General features: G+C 44.3%; 19 protein-coding genes. 11 read left to right on the top strand and 8 right to left on the bottom strand.

Annotation, left to right across the window (positions count from 1 at the left end; translation table 11 throughout):
- Together OGM63_RS18140 and OGM63_RS18135 are read left to right on the top strand one after the other, a co-directional pair.
- Positions 1-1008: HAD-IC family P-type ATPase (locus tag OGM63_RS18140; RefSeq protein ID WP_263747036.1), on the top strand; the 1008-nt coding region annotated here is incomplete at its 5' end.
- A 224-nt stretch (positions 1009-1232) separates the two neighbouring features.
- Positions 1233-1757 (top strand): FHA domain-containing protein, encoded by a 525-nt coding sequence (locus OGM63_RS18135; protein ID WP_318528491.1) that lies wholly within the window; start codon positions 1233-1235, stop codon positions 1755-1757.
- Positions 1758-1887: 130 nt separating this feature from the next.
- Here the strand turns inward: OGM63_RS18135 and OGM63_RS18130 are convergent, their stop codons facing one another.
- The gene (locus OGM63_RS18130) at positions 1888-2346 is read right to left on the bottom strand and encodes a hypothetical protein (protein ID WP_318528490.1); all 459 of its coding nucleotides are present in this window, start codon (positions 2344-2346) and stop codon (positions 1888-1890) included.
- 80 nt (positions 2347-2426) lie between these two features.
- Here OGM63_RS18130 and thyD point away from each other — a divergent pair, with 80 nt between their 5' ends.
- On the top strand, positions 2427-3347 hold the full coding sequence (gene thyD, locus OGM63_RS18125) for a thylakoid membrane protein ThyD (protein ID WP_263747035.1): 921 nt from the start codon (positions 2427-2429) through the stop codon (positions 3345-3347).
- Between the two features lie 222 nt (positions 3348-3569).
- Here the strand turns inward: thyD and OGM63_RS18120 are convergent, their stop codons facing one another.
- The 3 genes from OGM63_RS18120 to OGM63_RS18110 form a co-directional block, all read right to left on the bottom strand.
- Positions 3570-3815, bottom strand: a complete 246-nt coding sequence (locus tag OGM63_RS18120; protein ID WP_039744130.1) for a DUF8620 family protein — start codon at positions 3813-3815, stop codon at positions 3570-3572.
- 181 nt (positions 3816-3996) lie between these two features.
- Positions 3997-4419 (bottom strand): tetratricopeptide repeat protein, encoded by a 423-nt coding sequence (locus OGM63_RS18115; protein ID WP_263747034.1) that lies wholly within the window; start codon positions 4417-4419, stop codon positions 3997-3999.
- Positions 4420-4538: 119 nt separating this feature from the next.
- Positions 4539-4892 (bottom strand): iron-sulfur cluster assembly accessory protein, encoded by a 354-nt coding sequence (locus OGM63_RS18110; protein WP_263747033.1) that lies wholly within the window; start codon positions 4890-4892, stop codon positions 4539-4541.
- A 355-nt stretch (positions 4893-5247) separates the two neighbouring features.
- Between OGM63_RS18110 and OGM63_RS18105 the strand changes: the two genes are divergently transcribed.
- The 4 genes from OGM63_RS18105 (at position 5248) to OGM63_RS18090 (ending at position 12520) form a co-directional block, all read left to right on the top strand.
- Complete coding sequence (locus OGM63_RS18105; protein WP_263747032.1) at positions 5248-6894, top strand: DUF6930 domain-containing protein; 1647 nt, start codon at positions 5248-5250, stop codon at positions 6892-6894.
- A gap of 772 nt (positions 6895-7666) precedes the next feature.
- Positions 7667-8728, top strand: coding sequence for an ABC transporter substrate-binding protein (locus OGM63_RS18100; protein ID WP_263747031.1), 1062 nt, complete (start codon positions 7667-7669; stop codon positions 8726-8728).
- Positions 8725-11001 (top strand): ATP-binding response regulator, encoded by a 2277-nt coding sequence (locus OGM63_RS18095; protein ID WP_263747030.1) that lies wholly within the window; start codon positions 8725-8727, stop codon positions 10999-11001. Before OGM63_RS18100 ends, OGM63_RS18095 begins: the two co-directional genes overlap by 4 nt.
- 244 nt (positions 11002-11245) lie before the next feature.
- Positions 11246-12520 (top strand): sensor histidine kinase, encoded by a 1275-nt coding sequence (locus tag OGM63_RS18090; RefSeq protein ID WP_263747029.1) that lies wholly within the window; start codon positions 11246-11248, stop codon positions 12518-12520.
- Positions 12521-13168: 648 nt separating this feature from the next.
- On the opposite strand, the gene OGM63_RS18085 is transcribed toward OGM63_RS18090, so the two are convergent.
- From OGM63_RS18085 to OGM63_RS18075, 3 genes are all read right to left on the bottom strand, one after another.
- Positions 13169-16516, bottom strand: a complete 3348-nt coding sequence (locus OGM63_RS18085) for an efflux RND transporter permease subunit (protein ID WP_263747028.1) — start codon at positions 16514-16516, stop codon at positions 13169-13171.
- A gap of 306 nt (positions 16517-16822) precedes the next feature.
- Positions 16823-18457 carry an efflux RND transporter periplasmic adaptor subunit gene (locus tag OGM63_RS18080; protein WP_263747027.1) on the bottom strand — a complete coding sequence of 545 codons (1635 nt, stop codon included), beginning with the start codon at positions 18455-18457 and terminating at the stop codon, positions 16823-16825.
- A gap of 244 nt (positions 18458-18701) precedes the next feature.
- Entirely contained in the window at positions 18702-19343 is a 642-nt protein-coding gene (locus OGM63_RS18075; protein WP_263747026.1) for a TetR/AcrR family transcriptional regulator, read from the bottom strand.
- A 396-nt stretch (positions 19344-19739) separates the two neighbouring features.
- Here OGM63_RS18075 and OGM63_RS18070 point away from each other — a divergent pair, with 396 nt between their 5' ends.
- The 3 genes from OGM63_RS18070 to OGM63_RS18060 all read left to right on the top strand — a co-directional run bounded on the left by OGM63_RS18070 (position 19740) and on the right by OGM63_RS18060 (position 22210).
- Positions 19740-20759 (top strand): ABC transporter ATP-binding protein, encoded by a 1020-nt coding sequence (locus tag OGM63_RS18070; RefSeq protein ID WP_263747025.1) that lies wholly within the window; start codon positions 19740-19742, stop codon positions 20757-20759.
- Between the two features lie 120 nt (positions 20760-20879).
- Positions 20880-21767, top strand: coding sequence for an ABC transporter permease (locus tag OGM63_RS18065; protein ID WP_263747024.1), 888 nt, complete (start codon positions 20880-20882; stop codon positions 21765-21767).
- Positions 21768-21817: 50 nt separating this feature from the next.
- Positions 21818-22210, top strand: a complete 393-nt coding sequence (locus OGM63_RS18060; protein ID WP_263747023.1) for a hypothetical protein — start codon at positions 21818-21820, stop codon at positions 22208-22210.
- Positions 22211-22565: 355 nt separating this feature from the next.
- Here the strand turns inward: OGM63_RS18060 and OGM63_RS18055 are convergent, their stop codons facing one another.
- A complete protein-coding gene (locus tag OGM63_RS18055) occupies positions 22566-23003 on the bottom strand; it encodes a peroxiredoxin (RefSeq protein ID WP_263747022.1) in 438 nt (145 codons plus the stop codon).
- A gap of 89 nt (positions 23004-23092) precedes the next feature.
- On the opposite strand from OGM63_RS18055, the gene OGM63_RS18050 reads away from it, so the two are divergent.
- On the top strand, positions 23093-23548 hold the full coding sequence (locus OGM63_RS18050) for an Npun_F0494 family protein (RefSeq protein WP_318528489.1): 456 nt from the start codon (positions 23093-23095) through the stop codon (positions 23546-23548).
- The last annotated feature ends 251 nt before the right edge of the window (positions 23549-23799 follow it).

Below are 23799 nucleotides of genomic sequence, written 5' to 3'. Positions count from 1 at the left end.
CCCCCCACTCCCCCCACTCCCTACTCGCTAATACAGCTAGCAGCAGCAGTAGAAAGCGGTACTTGCCATCCCTTAGCAAAAGCGATTCAGCAAGAAGCGCAGCAGCAACAATTATCAATCCCAGACGCTAAAGACTTTCATACCGAACCAGGACTTGGGGTGTCTGCTGTAGTAGAAGGTACAAGGGTAATTTTAGGTAATAGCGACTGGTTAAGTTGGCACGGAATTTCTATTAGTGAAACTGCACACCAGATGGCAGAGGAATTGGCAGTAAATGGTAAAACTGTCGTTTACGTTGCCCTAGAAGGGATTTTAACCGGGTTAATTGCCGTTCAAGATACCCTCAGACCAGACGCTAAAGCAGCGATTGACAAGTTACGCTTGATGGGTTTGCGGGTAATGCTGCTGAGTGGGGATAGATTAGAGGCAGCTACTGCTATAGCCAAGCAATTAGGACTAGATAGCGAGAATGTAATGGCAGGTGTCCCTCCCAGCAAAAAGGCAGCAGCGATCGAGGCTTTGCAAAAAGGGGGACAACTTGGGGACAAACAAACTTGGGAAACTCCTAACTCCCCACTCCCCACTCCTAACTCCCCACTCCTAACTCCCCACTCCCCCTCTCCCCATCTCCCCCTCTCCCTAGTGGCAATGGTCGGGGATGGTATAAATGATGCCCCGGCCTTATCGCAAGCCGATGTGGGAATTGCTTTACATTCTGGGACGGATGTAGCGATGGAAACTGCTGAGATTGTACTGATGCGCGATCGCTTAACCGACGTTGTAGAATCTATTCAGCTAAGTCGTGCGACTTTCAACAAAATTCGTCAAAACTTATTTTGGGCTTTTGCATACAATACATTGGGCATTCCCTTAGCCGCTGGTGTATTGTTCCCCAGTTTCGGTTTTGTCCTGAGTCCATCTGGTGCTGCTGCATTAATGGCGTTTAGTTCTGTTAGCGTTGTTACCAATTCACTATTATTACGTCGAGCAAGCCCATCGTCCGTATAACATTTCTTTAGAGGTAAAATTTTTCAGCACAGGTCTTGGTTTTGCCCATCTCAGGTTAAACTAAGTCGTTAGTCACGTTATTACGCATATCACAAAGACTGTTGAGACTCTTAAAAGAGCGACAACAGCCAACAAAGTAGAACATCTTCGTTTTTTCATATTACAAGTGAATATGCAATTAAACTGCATATTGAATTAGTACTACAGACTTTGAGTGCGCGAAAATGGCAAGAAACTACACGAAACAACTTTTAATTAATTACACAACCACTTCTAGCAACGATTTGTCAATGGCAGCAGAAACTAAGCTAGCAGAAACTAATGAAAGCCATCTACTGATTATTGAAGACGATCAAGGACGCAAAGAATTTACGCTCGATCGCCCTTTGTATTCTATCGGTAGACGCGACTGCGATATTACTTTAGTATCGCAGTTTGTCTCGCGCCGTCATGCCACATTAGTTAGACTGCCACGAGACGATAAAAACCATAGTTATTATTATCGGATTGTCGATGGTGATGCCAAAGGCAAGCCTAGTGCTAACGGTTTAATGATCAACGGTCGCAGAATATCAGCACACGATCTCAAAAATGAAGACGAGGTTGTTTTTGGTCCTCAGGTACGTGCTATTTATTACCTGTTAAGAGATACTGCGCGACCGATGGTGGAAAGTGATGTCACAGAGTATGATATCACACTCATAAATCCCGGCATGGCTGAAGATCTAGACGAGGATATGGAAGATTGAAAACCTGCCAAAATTGGTATGTTTTTAACATCATCTTTCGTTCTTTTTTTTTGGAAGGAGCGTGTTGCTGCCATTTAGCTTGATACTCTGGCTAGCTACAGCAAACGCTTTGCTTATTATGTGCCACTGGCTACCCCGCAATGGTTTCAATCAAATGCCAATGTCGGTTATGTTCGATCGCCTGCTTGAAATATTCAAACACTTGGCGGCAGTGATTATCAAGTTGAAGAGGCAATTCTTCATTTTTAATCACAATAGACATCCGGGTTTCTGTTTCTGTGGCTGTTGATTTATCAATCAAAACTTCCACCCTCACTAACTTAGAGAAGGAAACACTACCAGGAATTTCGCGAGCCATAATGTAATCGGCTGTATAGTATTGAACATCAAACTCACAGTCTTGCAGAAGTTCTACAAGCAACGGTTGGAGATGATCAATAGTCACAGAAACAATAAATGAACACGTATAGCGAGCCATAATAGCCCCACGCCTTGCAACACTCCGTCCATCGTATAATATCGAAGCACGTAAAAGGCAAGTAATTATAGATTCATAATTAAACCAATCAGGTAAAGCAAAATAAGACACAATCAAATTTTCATCTCAGAGGACTTTGGTGAAAAATTGATCAAAAACTTTAAAATAGTAGATTGGGCAGAAGTGCAAAAATGAAAGTAGCAATTACCGGAGCAACAGGATTTGTCGGCAGTCGTTTGGTAGAACGACTTAACTCTGAAGGTCAAACAGTGGTGGTGTTAACTCGCAACACCACCTTTGCCCAAAAAGTTTTCCCATCTGAGGCTTTCCCGAATGTAGAAATTATTGCTTATACACCAACTGTCTCTGGTTCTTGGCAAGACACCTTATCCGGTTGTGACGCTGTAGTCAATCTTGCTGGAGAACCCATAGGTGAGGGACGTTGGACACCAGAGCGCAAGCAAGAAATCCTCAATAGTCGCAAACTCAGTACGCAAAAAATCGTCGAAGCGATCGCTCTGACTAACCCCAAACCATCTGTGTTAGTCAACGCTTCGGCTATTGGCTATTATGGCACCAGTGAAACCGCTACTTTTGACGAAACCAGCACGAATGGTCACGATTTTCTTGCTCAAGTCTGCCAAGCTTGGGAAGCTGAAGCGAAAAAGATAGAAGCATCTGGTGTGCGATTAGTAATTTTGCGTTTTGGTATTGTTTTGGGAATCGGTGGTGCTTTAGGCAAAATGATTACCCCCTTCAAACTCTTCGCTGGTGGTCCAATTGGCAGCGGGAAGCAGTGGTTTTCGTGGATTCACTTAGATGATATAGTAAATTTAATACTGCTTGCTTTAACGAAACCAGAAATGCAAGGCGTATATAATGCTACTGCGCCTAATCCTGTCCGCATGTCAGAATTATCCCAGACTATGGGGCAAGTAATGAGTCGTCCTTCTTGGCTACCTGTCCCTAGTTTTGCAATTGAAGCTCTTTTGGGCGATGGAGCAATTGTAGTTCTTGAAGGTCAACAAGTCCAGCCCAAACGCACCTTAAAAACAGGTTTTGAGTACTTGTACCCTAATTTAAAACCTGCTTTAGCACAAATCCTGAAATAAAGTTAATTCTTAATTTGTAGTGAGCGGTTTACCGCTCATAATTAGTTGGGGGTGCCTTACAGACATTCGTCCTAACCCACTCTACATTGATAGGTATTTTCACATCTGGTATAAAAGACCTAGAGACTACCAAGTGCTAGCTCTATCTACAAGAGTTTCGGGCAAGGCATAATTAAATTCAGTCGAAGTCTAATGGTTGGTTGGAGCGTTGTGAATCGCTAACTACTGACTGGAGAGGAATTTCTTAGAAACCCAATTGATAATACCGCTAAGAATAGCACCACCCATGACGATGCCGATCGCCGGATTAAATACAGGTTGCCAAAGTTTATGCCATAAATCTAAACCCAGATTAACTCCAGCAGCATCACCAATTGCAGCGATCACTAACCACCCAAAACCTAAAAAAACCAAAAACACATCTGCCACTAAAATTAAGTTTAACCAGTTTAACAATTTATCTTTCATATATCGACTAGGGACTAGGGACTAGGGACTGGGGACTGGGGACTGGGGACTAGGGACTGGGGACTGGGGACTGGGGACTGGGGACTGGGGACTGGGGACTGGAAAGAATCCTACTTATTTGTGCATGATAAATTGAGCATCTTTAATTCCCAATGCCCAATGCCCAATGCCCAATGCCCAATTATTCTGGAAACAGCCAGCTTTTGACTTTTAGCAAACTCTGCCAATCTGGTTTTCTGCTTAAACCGTCTTCAATGCTGGTTTTGATATCATCCCGCCATTCAGGGTTAACAAATATTAATTGTTGGGCAAAATCAATATGTTCCCTTAGACCTTTTTCACCTTTTTCCAGCATTGCTAGAGCGAGATTAATCCTTGCTTGTGCGTCTTGGGGATTTAATTTTACTGCCTTTTGCGCGGCTTTGTGAGCAGAGTTGGGTTTATTATCTATCAGATACAGCCACGCTAAACAAGTCCAAGCGGAACTACTTTTAGGAGCGCGATCGCATACTTCTTGAAACACAGGGATTAATTCATCCACTGATTCTCCAGCTTTATAGCGTTCTAAACCTGTATCAAACAGGGATTCAACTGTTTGAGTCATAAATTATTAGTCAATGGTCAAGGGTTAAGAGTCAATAGTCAAGGGTTAAGGGTCAATAGTCAATAGTCAAAAACCCTTCAATTATTGTGGACTATTGACTACGGACTTTCGATTATGAACTAAACACCAAATGACTTACCGCAACCGCAGGTTTGATTGGCATTGGGGTTAGTAAATTGAAAACCACCGCCGATCATGGCATCGCTGTAATCAAGCATCAAGCCATAAAGATATAATAAGCTTTTGCGATCGCAAACAATTTTGAAGCCATCATAATCAAACATTTCATCTTGGGGGGTGATCTTACTGGCGTCTTCAAAATCCATCATGTAAGACATCCCAGAACAGCCACCTTGACGCACTCCTACCCGCAAGCAGAGGTCTGCCCCTTGACTATCCTGCAACCTCTTGACTTGTCGCAATGCGGCTTCACTCAGTTGAATTCCCCGTTGAGATACTTGTGCTTGTGTCATCTTTTCAACTCCTTTATGTGGTATAACCAGAACCTTGTCTGGACAAGTTTGTAAGTTGAAACCCCAAGCTCTCACGCCGAGGTCGCCCCTTGCTGTTTTTGTATTTATTCTAGCGGCATTGATGTCCCAGAGTACCAAATTGTAAATACTCCTTTAAAAGCCGCAAAAAGCAGCTAAAGATTTTTATTCTAGAATTGAGGGACTCGGTGTTTGTATTTCGGTGTTTTTGAATATGGTGGCAGCCAGCAGCCCAACCCCTGTAAAGGTGCAGCGAGCGTTAATTAATTTTTAGCTAACGCTTGCCATTTTCCTTAAGTTTACTTGCACATTGCTTGTTTCGACTCTTCTTTACTTTATGACAAGTTTTAATCGCTCTACCAGTCGTCGGTTACAGAAATTAATTCAAATTCCTTCTGTATGGGAGGGCGATCGCCGTCCGATGTCATCATCAACTAGAGATGATTCGGAGGAAAAAGGAGAGTGCATTCTTTGGGTGGATGGCTCCCAAGGAATTGTGCGCGGGATGGATGTTGTCGATCCAGAGACTGGTCCTGAGGCGATCGTTCGCACTCTCATGCGAGCAATGGAACATCCCCACAGTCCCGCAAAACCAGCTCGTCCCCAAAGAATAGTTGTTAGGGATCGCGAGATCCAATTTTACCTGCGTGGGGTACTGCAAGATTTGGATATTGCCATTGACTACACACCCGAATTGCATTTAATTGATGAACTATTTCGCGGATTTGGGGAAATCATTGATAGTCAAGTCCCCGAATTACCTCCACAGTATGCGTCAACCCTCCGCGATCGAGCATTAGCGATCTGGAGCGCAGCTCCTTGGGAATTTTTAGAAGAACAACAAATCTTATCAATAGAAATTAATAAGTGGGATGTCGGTACACTTTATGCCTCAGTGATGGGAATGCTGGGGATGGAGTATGGAATTTTATTTTATCGCTCAGAAGATTCTCTCAAGCGATTTCGCGCCACCGTTTTAAGAGATGATGAATCGCAAGAGCGTTTAGAAGAAGCTTTTCTCAAGCAAGATTGTCTGTTTCTCACCTTTGAGAGTAACAACGCCATTGATGAAGATGAAGATGAGGAAGATGAGGATGATGTTGAGGATCTTGCAGATTTGCCGTTATCGCAAATTGACCCTACATTCGGCAATATCCACCCTTTAGAAGGACTGCGGTCTGTTTTGTATGACGAAGAAGCTATTGTAGTCTTGGTGGCTCTAGAAGGCTTGTCTCGCTTTATCCGTGACCATCGACGCCAGCTTCAAGGAGAAGCTTTCGTTTCCTTAAGCCGTCGCTATCGCATTACACTGCCATTGGATGAATTAACTAAATCACTGAGTATCACTGTTTCGACGATGCCACAGTTAGCAGGTGAATTAGAGGAAATGGCAGGCTTTAGTAGCACTGAAGAGGGGGATTTATCTAATAACCCAATGTTGCGGTCATTGCGAGATGACTTAATTCCGGAAGATTCTTTTCTCAGCTTAGGTGTGGTGTCTTGGGAAATGTTGGAGTATTTACGCAACGGTGTGATATACCATGAAGCAGGCGAAATTCAACAAGTAGGTGACGGATTGCCTGTGATTTTAATTCAGACTTCCCGTCCTAAGGCGAAGATTGTAATTGAAAGTGTTGAAGCTGCTGGGGGACTCAAAGCAATTTGTTTTAATCCCGGTGCCGATCCCTTTGATGGCGATCGCTACGACTTAGGTTTATTGCAAACTAACAATGGCGAATTATTTCTCTTTGGTGAATTTTTAGATGATGACCCGATTCACGTAGAAGCACGGAAAAAATGGAATCAGCGGTGTAAAAATACTCAGGGTTACTGTGGCTTGATTATTGCCAAAGGACTTACAGGAGCTTCTCGCGGAAATCCGCAATTGCGAGATATGATGGCTTTATTTGAAGCGCGATCGCTTTCGCCGAAAGAGTTAGGTATTGGCACTCTCCAACTCATGCCGCAGCTTCAAATTGAATGATTTTATCTTAGACATCGACTGCTTTATTATGCGCTGCCTGAACCCAACAGACCTAGCACTGCTAGGTCTCTACATTTATTTTCACTTTCACTAAATAAAATTTTAAACCCTATTTTCAGGTGAGTCCACCTAATCGCAGACGAGGGTTTGTGTATAGGAATGAGTGCAAGTGTCATATTTTTTTCGTAGAGGTTGTGAAGAGTCACCCTTTGAAAAGTCCAAAAAATCTGGACTTTTGACCCCGATATATGTGCCAGTTGCCTAAGTCTTAGTGTAGTTGCGACTGAAAATTTCTTCCATATTTGAAGGGTGCGATCGCCACTGTTTAATTGCTACGCCAATTTTCACTGATTTTGGCAGGTGTCGTTCTGTGAAAATTCAGTAGATATTGTGTTTTGAGCCAGTCAATCTGGGAACTATAACTGATGTAAATATATTATCTTAATTCCACTGGTTTTGGAGTGGCGACAGTATCTCTGAGATATTGTAGTTCCCCTTGAGGACAAAAAGCACCTATTAGACATCTCCAGAGTCATAGGTAGAGACTATTCTGTGCTACGTCTAATCAAGGGTTTCGGGCAACGCATAATTAATTTAGGTCGATGTCTATTAATTAACTTCAGTCAATAGGTTTGAGCGTAAAAAAGACGCAGATTCCTCATTTGCAAGATGATTTCGACCACCGGTGCTGACGCATTGCTTTTTTCTACCCGCAGTAGGACTTTTAAAACATTTTTTGAGTAAAGTTTTCCCAGAGTTAGTTTGGTAAGTTATGAAAATTGCCGAAATTATGATAGATACATTAGGTATTTGGTGGAAGCAAAAGTTGAAGTTAGGTATCAAACCTACCTCTTTCTATTTGTTTGCGATCGCCCTTTCCTTGACGTTTCTGACCAATGCCTGTAACTTTGGGCAAAACCAATCGCTCAAACTGCTCCGGGTCGGAACTATAAGCTTTCCGGGGTATGATATTGCCCGCTATGCCCAAACCTCAGAAATCTTCAAGCAACGGGGACTAAAGGTTGAGTTTCTGCTGTTTGATAACTCCCAGGATACCAGTCGGGCAGTAATGCGCGGTAGGTTAGATGCCGCATTTACTACGTTTTGGGAGGTGATGCAGGTTGATCCGGGCAATGGCAATCCGGTAGTGTTAATGACGCTCGACATTTCTGCGGGAGCAGATGGAATTTTTGCCAAACCAGAAATTAAATCCGTAGAAGATTTGCGAGGGAAGAAAGTGGGGACAAAGTTAGGAATCATCAGCCATTTAACTTTGCTGGAAGCTTTAAAGTCCCATCAGATCAAACCCTGTGACGTGCAGATTTTGGATTACTCCAATGATGTAGCGGCTCAGAAAATTAAGGAAGGTGAGATTGATGCTGCCGTGTTGTGGGAACCAGTGCTAGGGGAGACAGCCAAGAGCCTCAAAGGCAATATAATTCACACCACAAAGCAAGTAGACAGTCTGGTGATTGATACCTTGATGTCCAGTAACAGTATCGTGAAAGCGAAAAAAGCCGAACTAAAGCAATTTATGCTGGCATGGTTTGATGTAATGCACGCAGTTGAAACCCAGCCAAAAAAAGTGTTTAACGCAGTTGGAGAACAACTGGGACAAAGTGGTGAGTCTTTTGCCAGTGATTATGCTGGATTAAAAAAAGGTGATATGACCTTAAACCAGCGGATGTTTGCCCCAGAGGGTCGTCTCAAATCGGCAAAGGCAGAAATTGTCCAATTGCTCAAAGCCGATCCGCGTCATGGTCGGGTGATTCGGCAAGATGTGGAAATTGATGCCACCCTCGTCAATGAAGCAATAGCAGGATGGAAGTCATGAGGCAGAAGTCATCTAAAAGTCACTTATCCCACCAACTATTGCTGGGTTTTGGTATTTCTCTCGCAACCGTCGGCTTAACCACCTTGGGATTGAACTACTTCTTGATTCAATCAAAACTGGAGAAAGAGCTAGAACAACGTGCCCAATCGATTACCCAGGGGGTCGGGTTTTCTGCGGAGGGATTAATTGAACTGGGGAATACAAGCATTATCAAGCGAGTGGTGCAAAACTACGCGACATTGCCAACGGTGGTGGAAGTTGCGATCGTTAGTCCTAATAGAGAAACCCTAGCTCGGAGTGGATCAGCACTACGAAATCCACCCTATGCTTCAATTCATCCAGAATTAACTCAAGTATTAGAAGAGGCTTCTCAGACGGGTTTGGAAACGAGCTTCAGAACCACCATAGATGGTAAGCCAGCCTTAGTCGCAATTTTGCCTTTTAGCAGTACATTGTTTGGTCTGGCAGACCGGCGGGGGTTAGCGATCGCCATTCTCGATGCCGAAGAACTGCAACAGCAAGCTTGGCAAACCTTCTCTACTTCTACCTTCACCCTACTCATTGGGATGGCAGCAATTTTGGCGCTGATGACGGTGATGATTCAGCGAGTTGTCTTGCATCCACTCCAAAGTTTGAACAAAGCAGTTACCGATCGCAATGGGCTTGACCATTTTATCATACCCAGTGGATTGCCAAATAACGAAATCCAGTTCCTGGCACAGACAATTCAATCGGCGGCTACATGTGTAGAGACATACCAGCAAGAACTTCGGCAGCAAGCCCAAGATTTAGAAAAAGCAATCCAGGAATTGCAACAGGCAAAGGAAGTCGCTGAAGCTGCCAACCGCAGCAAAAGCACATTTCTCGCCAACATGAACCACGAACTCCGCACTCCGCTTAACGGCATTCTGGGTTATGCCCAAATTCTCCAGCGCGATGGGGCAACAACGACAAAACAACTTAAGGGGCTAGGGGTGATTCAGCAATGCGGTTCCCACCTACTGACCCTGATCAACGACATTCTGGATCTGTCGAAGTTGGAAGTGCAAAAGATGGAACTCTATCCCGAAGATTTCCATCTGGCGAACTTCCTCGCGTGCACGGTGGATATTTGCGGTGTCAAGGCAGAGCAAAAGAGCGTGGAGTTTCACTATCAGCCCGCCGCTAACCTGCCTATTGCCGTCTATGCCGACGACAAACGTCTGCGGCAAGTGTTGCTGAATTTACTCAGTAATGCCGTCAAGTTTACCGACTTTGGCACTGTCACCTTCCGAGTTGAAAGAGTCGGCGAAGCTCCCGAACCCGATGCAGTCCAACGGATTCGCTTCCAAATTCAAGACACGGGCATTGGCATTGCACCGGAAAAACTGGGCAAAATTTTCTTGCCCTTTGAGCAAGCCGGAAACCGCGATCGCAATAGCGAAGGGACTGGACTGGGACTTGCCATCAGCCAACAGATAATTGAGAAAATGGGCAGCACCATTCAAGTCGAGAGTGTCCTTGGTCAGGGCAGTATTTTTTCCTTTGAATTAGACTTGATCCCCGCTGCCGATTGGATAGTAGGGCAGGCGATCGCCCAGTGTCTCAAGGGGAGAATCGCCAACCAAAAAGTCATCGGCTACCAGGGCGATCAGCGCAAAATTCTAGCGATCGACGATCGCGAAGAAAACCGTCTGGTGGTAGTGAATATGCTCGAACCGCTGGGCTTTCAGGTGGCAGAAGCTGGGGATGGACAAACGGGTTTGGATCTGGCGATCCAAATGCGCCCCGACTTGATTATTACCGATGTATGTATGTCTATCATGGATGGCTTAGAAATGACCAGGCGGCTGCGTCAATTTACTGACTTTGCCACCACGCCGATCATCGCTTCCTCTGCCACTCTATCTCAGGTGGATATACAGTCAAGTCTAGATGCTGGGTGCAGTAGCTTTTTCCCAAAGCCAATCGAGTTTACTGGGCTACTTGCCGAATTGCAGCGACTCTTGAATTTGCAGTGGATTTACGAAACCGAGCTAGAGGCAACTCAACCCACTGTTAGCAATGCCGATGAGGTTGCCCGGATAATGGTGCCCCCTGCCGCAGAACTGGCAGCCCTCTATGCCGCTGCCCAGGGTGGTTTTATCACCGATATTCAGCAGGAAGCCAACCGCCTGAAGCAATTATCGTCCGAATATACTGTCTTTGCGAACCGAGTTCTAGAACTGAGTCAACAGTTTGATGACGAAGGCATTCTCCGTCTGATCGAGCCGCAGTGCCCGAAACCCCTGTAGAGACGTAGCATTGCTACGTCTCTACGTCTTTTCTAAGTAGGTCGGTGGAATTAAATGTGAAATGCCAATTCGGGAGACCTAACCCCCAGCCCCTTCCCTAGGAGGGAAGGGGAGAAAGAGTTTCGGTTCCCTCTCTTCAAGACGCTTCGCGAACGTAGGGAAGGGGGCTAGGGGGTTAGGTTCATCTGCACTTTAATTACGCCCAGCTACTTACCAGATGTCCATTTACTATTGGAGTTTGCTGATGTCTGTTGATTCTATTTCTCAAGAGAACACGATCTTAGTCGTAGACGATACCCCGACCAATCTGCAAGTCTTGTTCGATTTGTTGAGCGAACAGGGCTACCGGGTGGCGATCGCCAAAAACGGTGAAACTGCCCTACAACGTCTGCAATTGTCTCAGCCCAATTTGATTTTGCTGGATGTAATGATGCCAGGAATCGATGGCTTTGAAACCTGTCAGCGGCTCAAAGTCAATCCTGCCGCTAGGGATATTCCGGTTATTTTCATGAGCGCTCTTTCTGATTCGGTGGATAAAGTCAAAGGCTTGAGCCTGGGTGCTGTGGATTACATCACCAAGCCGATTCAGCACGAAGAAGTACTGGCACGCATCCGGGTGCATCTGCAACTGCGTAATGCTACCCGCATGATGGAACAACGCACCAATGAAGTCAACCAGGCATTAGAAAACCTCAAGCAAGCCCAACTGCATCTAGTGCAAGGTGAAAAAATGGCTGCCCTTGGTCAGTTGGTGGCTGGAATTGCCCACGAAATCAACAATCCGGTGAATTTCATTCACGGCAACCTGACCTATGTGAAGCAATATACTCAAGATTTGCTAGAGTTTGTCCAACTCTACCAAAAGCACTATCCCAACCCAGTAGACGAAATCCGAAAGCGGGCAAAAGACCTGGATCTGGAATTTTTGCAAGGGGACTTAGTGAAGATACTAGGTTCGATGGCAATGGGTAGCGATCGCATTCGCGACCTTGTTCTCTCCCTCCGCAACTTCTCTCGTCTGGATGAATCGGAACTCAAACCCGTCGATATCCACGCAGGTATCGATAGCACTCTGGTGATTTTGCAACACCGTCTGAAAGGCAGACCCGATTTTCCTGCCATCGAAATCATCAAAGACTACAAACAGTTACCAGAGGTTGAATGCTATCCTAGCCAACTGAACCAGGTCTTCATGAATATTTTGAGTAATGCGATCGATGCCTTAGAAGAGTCAGCGATCGCTTCTCCCACCATCACCATCCGTACCTCTGCGATCGACACTAACTGGGTCACAGTTTGCATTGCCGATAACGGTGTCGGTATTCCAGAACCCATTCGCTCTAAACTCTTCGATCCTTTTTTCACCACCAAACCCGTTGGCAAAGGGACTGGATTGGGCTTGTCAATTAGCTATCAGATTGTCACCGAAAAACATGGTGGCAACATTGAGTGTCATTCTACTGCGGGGCAGGGAACAGAGTTTGTGGTCCGAATTCCGATGCAGGGGTTTTTTGCATAAACTCTCGAAAAGGGCATCTGTGAGACATAGGCGTGGAAAAGAATGTAGAATTCTGAGTAATTTACTAGACATCTCCAGAGTCATACGTAGAGACGTTCCACCGGAACGTCTTTACAAGGGTTTTGGGTAACGCATAGTTCATTTTCACGACGTTTGTCTACTATACATCTCCAGAAAACAATGTAGAGACGCGAAATTTCGCGTCTCTACAAGGGTTTTGGGCAACGCATAGTTCATTTTTGGAGATGTCTACTGATATGACATAACACAATTAAGTCAATATTTTTACTTATTATTAATATGTAGAGAAGCCACCGCAGGTGATTCAACCCTCGTGACCTCCGCAACGCACTGCCTCAAATTTCGCGTCTCTACAGGTCTAAAATAAATACCAAAAACCTTAACTGAGCCGTATTGGGCGATAATATCATGTCCGTTTAATTAACAGTAATAAAAACATCGCAACGGTCGTAGAGACGTTCCACTCTTTACGTCTTTACATTAGTCGTAGAGACGTAAAGAGTGGAACGTCTTTACATTAGTCGTAGAGACGTAAAGAGTGGAACGTCTTTACATTAGTCGTAGAGACGTTCCACTCTTTACGTCTTTACATTAGTCGTAATAAACCTGACATGATATAATCTACCATCAAGCCGTTTTCCCATCCGGCTGCGACCTAAGTTGTGTCTCTTTTTGAATTGACCCAGCAGGTAAAGCTTCACGCTTCGCTCCTGACGCTCCATTGTGATTTGGGGTTTCTGGAGGGTTCGAGCCTCCTGGTGGACGCTTGCGAGAAAATATTGCCTTAGCCAGACTCTTAACCAATATGTAGAGAATTGGTACCAAGAACAAACTCAAGAACGTTGCCAGCAGCAGTCCCCCAAAAAGCGCTGTCCCCAAAGACCAACGGCTACTGGCTCCAGCACCCTCAGAAAGAACCAAAGGTAAAAATCCCAACAGCGCGGCAAAAGAAGTCATTAAGATGGGTCGCAGACGTTCTTCCCCCGCTTTTACCGCTGCTCGTGTGATGCTCATACCCTGCTCAAGCAGCTGATTGGCAAATTCCACAACTAAAATCGCATTCTTCGCTGACAGACCAATCAAAGTCACCAAACCCACTTGACAATAGATATCATCCACCACTTTAGGAAAAAGGCTACCGACCATAAACACATTCGATCGCAGCCAAATTGCCGTCATCGCTCCCAATATTGCTAGGGGAACCGTCAGCAAAATAATGATCGGGTCAGTGTAGCTTTCATATTGAGCTGACAACACCAGAAACACAATCACAATTGCTATACCAAAAATCAGCGCTGTGGCTCCTCCAGAAGTCTTTTCTTGCAGATAAGTCCCCGTCCACTCATAACCAAAACCTTCGGGTAAAACCTCTGCTGCTACTTGCTCCATCGCTTTAATCGCTTCTCCAGAACTCGCACCAGGAGCCGGAGCGCCCTGAATTTTGATGGATCTGTACAAGTTATAATGGGAGATGGTTTTCGGTCCGACAAAGGGGGTAACTTGCACCAAATTGCTCAACGGAATCATTGTCCCATTACCGGAGCGAACATACAGCTTACCAATATCATCAGGATTAGAGCGGAAAATTCCATCTGCCTGGATATATACCCGATATTGTCGCTGTCCTTGCACAAAGTCATTCACATATTGTGACCCCAAGTAACTTTGCAACACCCCAAAAATTTGGTTAATATCTACATTCAGAGCTTTCGCTTGGTTGCGGTTCACCTGAATTTGAAATTGGGGAGTATTTGCCGTGAACTGAGTAAAAACTCCTTGGAGAACAGGTTTTTTATTTGCCGCTGCAATAAATTTTTGGGCATTCTCAACAAAGGTTTCAATGGGAGCGCTCCCAGTTCGGTCTTGAAGGATAAACTCAAAACCACCCGTACTACTCAACCCGCGAACCGGTGGAGCATTCACCGCAATTACTCTGGCTTCTGTAATCGTTGAGAGCTTTTTGTTTATGTTCTGAAGTATTCCATAAACAGATTGAGATTCTTCAGTTCTCTCTTTCCAAGGTTTCAAATTGGCAAAGGCAATCCCTAAATTAGAAGCATTTCCATCGAAACCAAAGCCAGCGATCATAAAACTAGCTTTCACTTGGGGAACCGATGTGACTTCTTTGGCAACCCGCTCCATAATTGATTCGGTGTACTGCAAAGAAACTCCATCAGGAGCCTGAACAATTACAAAGAAGTAACCTTGATCTTCCTCTGGAATAAAGCCAGTAGGTACTAGCTTATACATGAAAACCGTTGCTACTAAACCAGCGATAAAAACCCCAATGACAATCGGTTTCACATGAGTGAGGAAACTGACAAACCCCACATATCGGCGCGTAAACCACGCAAATCCGCGATTAAACAGCCCAAAGAACCAGCCTAAAGGTCCCCATCCCGGCTGTGCTGGACGCATCAGGATAGCTGCCATACTGGGAGAGAACGTTAAAGCATTGAAGGTCGAGATAGCGATCGAGCAAGCAACGGTTAAGGCAAATTGTTTGTAAACAATACCAGTGGTTCCCGGAACAAATGCCACGGGAAGAAACACTGCCATCAGTACAAGTGAGGTGGCAATGATTGCCCCAGTCAATTCCTTCATTGCTTCCATAGCTGCCTCACGAGGCTTCATCCCCTGTTCTAGCTTGACTGCAACTGCCTCCACCACAATAATCGCATCATCGACGACGATACCGATCGCCAGAACGAAACCAAATAAAGTTAGTGTATTAATCTGAAATCCTAAAACCAACAGAGCCGCACATGTCCCCACCAAAGAAACAGGAATCGCAACCGTAGGAATAATCGTAGTCCGCCAGTCTTGCAAAAAGACAAAAATTACCAAGACTACCAGAATAATCGCTTCAACCAGGGTATGCAGCACCTCTTCTAGGGAAATTTCCACAAAGGGAGTCGTGTCAAATGCGACCTGTCCCTTCAGTCCGGGAGGAAAACTCTTCGCTAACTCTTCGATTTGTTTCTCGACAGCGTGAGCAACGTTTAAAGCATTACTACCCGGAAGTTGATATATCCCCAAACCTACAGCCGGCTTGGGATTACTCCCTGGTAAGGTGAATTTAGCATCAGCAAGATAATTCTCTGCTCCTAGTTCAACTCGACCCACATCTTTGAGTTTAACTAAGCTGCTACTGGTGGTATAATTAGTATTAACAGCACCGCTGGCATCAGGATTATTACCAACTTGACCCACCTTTAGCACCATGTCTTCAAATTCAGCCACATCTTTGAATCGACTGCTTGCCCGCAAAGCAAATTCAAAGCTTTGATTCTTTGGTGCTGGTTCTTTACCAATTGCTCCTGCACCTACTTGAATATTTTGTTCTTGCAGGGCAGTTGTCACATCTTGCGGTGTTAGCTTATACTGTGCAAGCTTATTTGGATCGAGCCAGAGACGCATTGCATATTTGCGTTCCCCAAAAACCCTGACACTACCCACACCAGGAACCCGTTTAATCTGGTCGAGAATAAGCTGGTCAACATAATTACTGATAAAAATGTTGTCATACTCATTATTTTCTGCGTAGAAACCGTATACCAAAAGGAGACTGCTCGATGCTGTTTCGACGGTGACACCTGTTCGTTTAACAGTATCTGGCAATTGCGGATCGGCGATCGCCTTTTTGTTTTGAACGTTGACTTGAGCAATATCAGAATTGACATTAGTCGGAAAGGAAACAACTATATTGCTCGCGCCGTCATTACCCGTGTTAGAAGAGATATAAGAAACATCTTTAACGCCGTTAATTTGTCGCTCAATAATGTTGGTAACAGTGTTTTCTGTTGTTTGAGCATCTGCACCAATATTGTTGGAACTAACGGTGATTTGGACGGGAGCGAGGTCTGGTAGCTGCGAAATTGGCAAAATCGGAATACAAATGCTTCCCAGCAGCAAAATGATGATTGTGCAGACAGTCGTTAAAACTGGGCGTTTAATGAAGGTATTGACAAACATAAGTTACTAAAATTGGGCATTGGGCATTGGGCATTGGGCATTGGGCATTGGGCAACCGATGTGGAAATTAATTATGCGTGACCCAGAATCCTTGATTAGACGTAGCATTGCTACGTCTCTACATCTTTGTCAACGCCTATGTTTATTGGGCATTGGGCTAGAGAAAGTTAATTTTTGGGTGTGCGTTGTCAAATGCCAATTTCATGACCGTCTAGCTAGTACATATCGATGGAAGTAAAGCAGCCATTTAAAATCTTTAAAAAGCCTAAATTATCAGCTTTTTGACTTCCGCTTTGCGGTACTAGTTTAATTGGTAGTTTTTAATTCATTTTGATTCGCCATTTCTTCTGGCGCCGGCTTGATAGCAGCACCATTTCTTAAGCTAAGAATGCCAGAAATAACGATTTTGTCACCAGGCTTTAATCCTTCAATAACTTGATAATTATTCCCTTCAATTGCACCTAACTTTACTGGCTTTTGTTTAGCGACTAAAGTTGGCGTTTCTGGTTTAGGTTGTTTGTTAGATTCTTCTGGTTTAGATTCTTGTGTTTGTTCTGGTGGTTCAGCCACAAAAACAAAAGTCTTTCCTGCCAAATTAGATATTGCTGTAACGGGAATTAAAATTCCCGGACGCTGATCCCAAATCACTCTGGTTTGCACTGACTGAAGATTCATCAGTTGCCCGCCAAAATTATTAAAAATAGCTTTAACCAGAACTGTCTGGGAATCTGAACTAGCATTTGGGGAAATAAAGCTCAACTTCCCCCCTGCTGTAACTTTACCTTGGGCATTAAGCATTTGCACAGGTAAGCCCAAGCGCAACAGTTTGGCTTGGTTGAGAGGAATGTTTATATTCAGTTCCAAAGAGTCATTTTTGGTAAGTGTGCTGAGATGATCTCCTTTGCCCACATACTCCCCTACCTTCACCGGGATGGCACCGATAATGCCCGCAAAAGGAGCCAGTACCTTAGTGTATTGCTGTTGCACTTGAGCTGCCTGAACTTGAGCTGCTGCTTGAGTTACTTGCGCTCGTGCTTGGGCAATTTCTTCGGGACGGGAACCGTTCTGCTTTTGGGTTAAGTTTTGTTTTTGTTGTTCTAAAGCACCCGCTAATTCGTTAATATCAGAACCTCTGCTTTGACGGAGTTGCTCTAAGCGTTTTTTGGCTGCGAGAAGTGCAGCATCAGCACTTTGTTGCGCCTTAATATATCCGTCTAAAGTATCTTGAGAGATTGCACCGTCTTTTTGTAATTTTTCGTATCGCTTTGCTCGTGACTTTGCAAGTTCGAGATCCGATTGAGCCGAATTAACTTGAGCTTCAGCCTGCTGAATTTCCGCAGGTTGCGATCCCGATTGAGCATCTCGAAGTTTTGCTTGAGCTTGAATTACTTGCGCTCTAGCTTGGGCAATTTCTTCAGAGCGCGTACCTGCTTTGAGTTGGGCAAGATTTGCTTGCGCTCTTTCTAGTGCCGCTTTTTGTTGTAATAGCTGGGCATTAACATCATCGCTTTCCAAGGTAATAATAACTTGCCCTTGTTGAATGCGATCGCCTTCTTTAACAAGAACCTGGCTAATTCGTCCTTCTATTCGTGGTTTAATTGGTACTGAACGTGAAGCTTCTAAAGAGCCAATAAATTGCGAACTTTCTCTAATAGTTCCAGTTTCCACAGTGGCTAACTTTACCGGAACTGCCATCGGTTTTTGGGCAATTGCTCCAGCGGCTTGATTGGCATTCTCACTACGGCTTTGCCACCAACGCCAACCAACACCTGCACCTCCTAAGATTATCAGCATAATTCCCAATATCATCAGCCAACGTTGCTTTTTGCGTGGCTTTTGAGGTTGCTCTGATACAGATTCTTGTTCAGTCTGATGCTGATCGCTAACAGCAATTTCTGTTTCTACGGATGCAGAGGACTCAGGTAAATTAGAATGAGGCATCGTTGTTTTCTCTTCTTTTACTTAGACTTGGGCAACCTGCTTTTAGCCGAAAAATCCCTGTTTAAATGATTTTTCCCTTATTTGTCTAGGTCGTTTGGCTTGATCTGTGTTTTATAGTTTCTATATTTTTAGTAAAAAACTTGAATCAATACTTTTCTTGTTTTGTGAGAGATAAATTACACCAGTTTGCAAGTTGTACATAAGTACATCATCTCAGCCTCAAAAGCCAGATATAAAGCCTTCTTCACTTCTGACTGCTAAATTCTGCTGTATCTCTATTAATTGGCATAGTGCTAATACCACGGACAAATAAATCAACGCAAGCATCGATGTAGCATTCACGGCTATAGCTGACTGTAGTTGGGGTAGCAGTGCGACGCAGCATTCCCGAAAGTAACATACCAGTAAACATATCTACTGCTATTTCTGCATCTATCTCTGGACGTACTGTGCCGGTTTTTTGATTTTTTTGTAAATATGCAATTAACTTTTTATACAGCGATTCAGCAGCATCATGTAATATTTGACAGGCAGCATTAGGATGTCGCTTCGCTTCCCCAATAAATGTCCGAATTAAACCTTCATGTTCCTCCAACATCTGATTAAAAAGTGTTGCATAATGTCTTAAGTCGATGAGTAGATCCTGAGTCCATTCGTCCTCATTGGCTAGGGCTTCAGCCTGTAAAGCTATCATTTGCTGGATCACGGCTGCTAGTAGTTGCTCTTTGTTTTGAAAATGACGAAACAAAGTTACTTCGTTTACCTTTGCAACACGCGCAATCTCGCGGGTTGTCGCTCCAGATAAACCTTCATTCGCAAATACCTCAGTCGCTGCTTTAATCAACCGCGCACGAGTTTGGGCTGTCTTTGATCCAAAATTCTCCACAAAACTAATGCAAGTGATTACTTGCCTATATTATAGGCAAATATAGATAAAGATATATCAACTATGGGGAATAGAACATTAGACATAGAAAGTGGAAAATATGTAGAGACGTAGCAATGCTACGTCTCTACAAAGGTTGTGGGTAACGCATAATTAATTTCCAGATCGGTTGTCTATTGGGCATCTCCAGAAAACAATGTAGATACGCGAAATACGAAGTCTCTACAAGGGTTGTGGGCAACGTATAATTAAATTCTGGAGTTGTCTATTGGGCATGGGGATTTGAAGAGGGGAGAGGGAAAAGCCCATTGCCCACTCATTAGGCATGAGAAACACAGCTACAATAAAAATAGTTAGACTTTATTGAGATTTGTAAATTAGGGATAAGCTGTTGTTATGGCTCCCGCTATTTTAATTCAAAACCTACAAAAGCGCTACGGTACAGTTGAAGCCGTCAGAGATGTCTCCTTTCAGGTAGAGCCGGGAGAAATCTTTGGTTTACTCGGTCCCAACGGAGCCGGGAAAACAACTACTTTGCGTACTTTATGTACTCTTACTACACCAGATGCTGGCAAAATAGAAGTATCTGGTATTTCTGTGTTGGACAATCCGAAAGCTGCCAGACAAAAGCTAGGCTATGTAGCGCAGGAAGTTGCTTTAGATAAAGTGCTGACTGGACGAGAACTGCTACAACTGCAAGCGGCACTTTATCACTTACCGGGCAAGATAATCAAGGAGCGGGTAAATACGGTATTAGATTTACTCGGTTTGCAGGAATACGCTAATAAAAAAACAGGAACTTACTCTGGTGGTTTACGCAAGCGTCTAGATTTAGCTGCTGGTTTACTTCATGCACCAGATGTTTTAATTTTAGATGAGCCAACGGTAGGACTTGACATAGATAGCCGTTTTGTGGTATGGGATTTCTTAAGAAAGTTGCGTGCGGCTGGAACAACAGTATTAATTACCAGCCATTATTTAGAAGAAATTGACGCGCTAGCCGATCGCGTGGCAATTATCGATCGCGGTGTTGTAATTGCCGCCGGCACACCATCAGAACTGAAAGATAAATTAGGAGGCGATCGCATTACTTTGCGAATCCGTGAATTCTCCCCATTAGAAGAAGCTCAAGTTGCCAAAAACCTCTTGCAATCTTTGTCTTTTGTCCAAGAAGTCATTATCAACAGCGCACAAGGTAATTCCCTCAACTTGGTGGTGACACAGCAAAATGATGCTTTAATTACCATCCAACAAAAGCTGAATTCCGCAGGCTTACCGATGTTTGGTATCGCCCAATCTCGTCCTAGTTTAGATGATGTTTACCTCGCTGCCACAGGACGCACATTGATGGATGCAGAACTAGCAGCCGTAGCAAATCGCGATCCGAAGGCAGAAAAGAAACAAAATATGAGGTAGGGCATGGGGCAATGGGCATGGGGCATGGAAAAAATTGTATTATAAGGCACATCAGTTCCAGCTACTTCTTTAATGCCCATTGCCCAATCCAAAATCTAAAATCCAAAATCCAAAATCGATATGAGTGTTACTCCTAAATCTGATATAAATTGGCAACAACTAGCATCGCCGTCAATTAAGGCTGATGCTGCTCCTAATTTTTTCGGTGAATTGGTTCAAGAAACGCTTGCTTTGACTCGTCGCTTGTTTATTCAGTTGCAGCGTCGTCCATCAACGCTGATTGCGGGAATTATTCAGCCGGTGATGTGGTTGGTGCTGTTTGGTGCGTTGTTTCAAAATGCACCAAAAGGGATATTTGGCAATACCACAAATTACGGACAGTTTTTGAGTGCAGGCGTAATTGTTTTTACTGCATTTGCTGGAGCGTTGAATGCGGGTTTGCCGATCATGTTTGACCGAGAATTCGGCTTTTTGAATCGGTTACTCGTGGCGCCTTTGGCGTCGCGGTTTTCGATTGTGTTGGCATCGGCAATCTTTATTATTAGCCAAAGTTTGCTGCAAGCGGCGGTAATTGTGACGGCTGCGGCGTTTTTGGGGGCGGGACTACCGGATGTAGCTGGTTTGAGTGCGATCGCCTTAATTGTCTTTCTCTTGGCTTTGGGCGTGACTGCGATCTCCCTTGGTTTGGCTTTCGCATTACCCGGACATATTGAACTTATTGCGGTAATTTTTGTCACTAACCTGCCGCTATTGTTCGCTAGCACCGCCTTGGCTCCTTTATCCTTCATGCCTAAATGGTTGCAGGTTGTAGCCACCCTCAACCCTCTCAGTTATGCGATCGAACCAATTCGCTATCTCTATCTCCACAGTCATTGGGGACTAGGTAGTGTAGTCATGCAGGCTCCTTGGGGTGCTGTTACCTTTGGTGAAGCCTTGCTGATATTATTGGGCTTTGCTGTTGTCGCCTTATTGAGCATTCAACCCCAATTGCGCCGGACTCTTGCTTAAGATCAAAGCATAATTGATGTGAAAATATATTAAAGGAGGGGCAAAACTGCATGAAAATCTCATTTTTACCGCTGACCAAACTCGTTATTCTCACTGTGGCTGGAATTTGCGTTACTTCCTTGCTAATGCCCAAACCTAGCTTGGCTCAAAGCCGGGTGAACGATCCGCAAAACATCGATCCACTAAACAGTAGCGATCCTTTATCTATCAATAACACTGAGCAAAATCCTTTTAGTCTATTTCAGTTGATTCATAACGCTAATTTTGGCAGTGTCAACCCAGACTTTAGCAGAGAACAAAATCAACAATTAGATACAGCAGCGTTAGATTTTAAAAAAAGACAACAAATGCTACTTCAAGGTAAACAGCAGCCAATCAACCCAAGTGTAGGGGTAGCGCCGGTGATTAGACCACCTGTAATAACACCCCAGTCGGGTAAGTGATATCATGTCATGCCCCAAGCATAGTAGAGACGTTCCGATGGAACGTCTTTACCGAAGATGTGTATGATTTGTCGGACATAACACATACCAAAAAAAGATCAAGTGATATCATGTCATGCCCCAAGCATAGTAGAGACGTTCCGATGGAACGTCTTTACCGAAGATGTGTATGATTTGTCGGACATAACACATACCAAAAAAAGATCAAGTGATATCATGTCATGCCCCAAGCATAGTAGAGACGTTCCGATGGAACGTCTTTACCGAAGATGTGTATGATTTGTCGGACATAACACATACCAAAAAAAGATAAAAGGTAAAAGTAGTTTTACCTTTTACCTTCTTTGAGTCTTGGCTATAGCCCAAGAGCAGTTAAGACATCGCTGGCGTGGGTGGCTGTGCTGACAGTAGTATCAACGTGGGTGATTTTACCGTTAGGGTCAATCACATAGGTGACGCGCTTGGCATAACCGCCGCCATCGACATCGTAAGCTTGGATTAGGCTTTTGTCTTTGTCAGCTAAAAGGGGAAAATTGAGATTATATTTTTCGGTAAACGCTTGATGAGAGGCTTCGTCATCGGCACTGACACCTAACACGACGACATTTTTACCTTGATATTCAGGTTGAGCATCGCGGAAGCTACAGGCTTGTTTGGTGCAGCCTGGGGTGTCATCTTTGGGGTAGAAATACAGAACTACCGTCTTACCTGCAAAATCAGATAAAGAAACGGTGTTGCCGTTAGTGTCTTTGGTGGTAAATGCAGGTGCATCCGTACCAACTGCTAGAGGCATACTTGACCTTTCCTATTTGTTGATTGTTGGTGCATCTGAGATTTTACAATGATTAAGTGAATAAAACTGTGACGCATGGAAAATAATTAGTGCGAAAACAGACAAATTCTTTGAACTTCGGTGAAAAAGCCAAATACAAAATGCCTGGGGTAGATTTGCAAAACCAGAATACTTTTCTTTATCCTGCTAGCACAGTAGAACGAGCCGAGCGATCGCTTGTTTGTTCTCCCTTCAATGTGTGTTTATTTACAGCGATGCGTCATCAGAGTGTACCAGTGGGTGCGATCGCCCTTGATTCTGGTGTTAAAAGTGGCTACACTAAACGTCCTTTGTCAGAATTAGCATGTGATAACGCCTTAGATTGGCTAATCCAAGTCGGTATATTGCGAAGGGAAGTCGATGGTCAGGGAATTACAGATAGTTTTCGTCTCACTCCCCTTGGTCGGCAAGTCGTAGAAAAACTACAAGAAAACCCAAAACGTTCTGCTTCATTATGCGATCGCCTTTATAACTCTTCAATTCGCACTTTTAGACTACCTTTTTAGATTTTCAAGATAAAGAGTTAGCATTAGGCAATCAAAGGGAACAATATATACGGACTAGGGACTAGGGACTAGGGAGTGGGGGAAGCGTGGTGTGGGGGAGTGGGAGACAAGGAGGACAAGGCAGACAAGGAGACAATTCTTTCTCCCCCAACGGGAGAGCCAGCCAGTCCAGGAGCCTCAACGCGCTTATCCCGCGCACGGCACTGGACTCACCATCCCCCCATCTCAAGAACTCTCCCCCTCCCCCCCTC

The sequence above is a fragment of the Plectonema radiosum NIES-515 genome (assembly GCF_025753815.1).
Taxonomy (GTDB): Bacteria; Cyanobacteriota; Cyanobacteriia; order Cyanobacteriales; family Nostocaceae; genus Hassallia; species Hassallia radiosum_A.
Note: the sequence above shows the minus strand (reverse complement) of the source record. Positions and strands in the feature narration are given on the sequence as shown.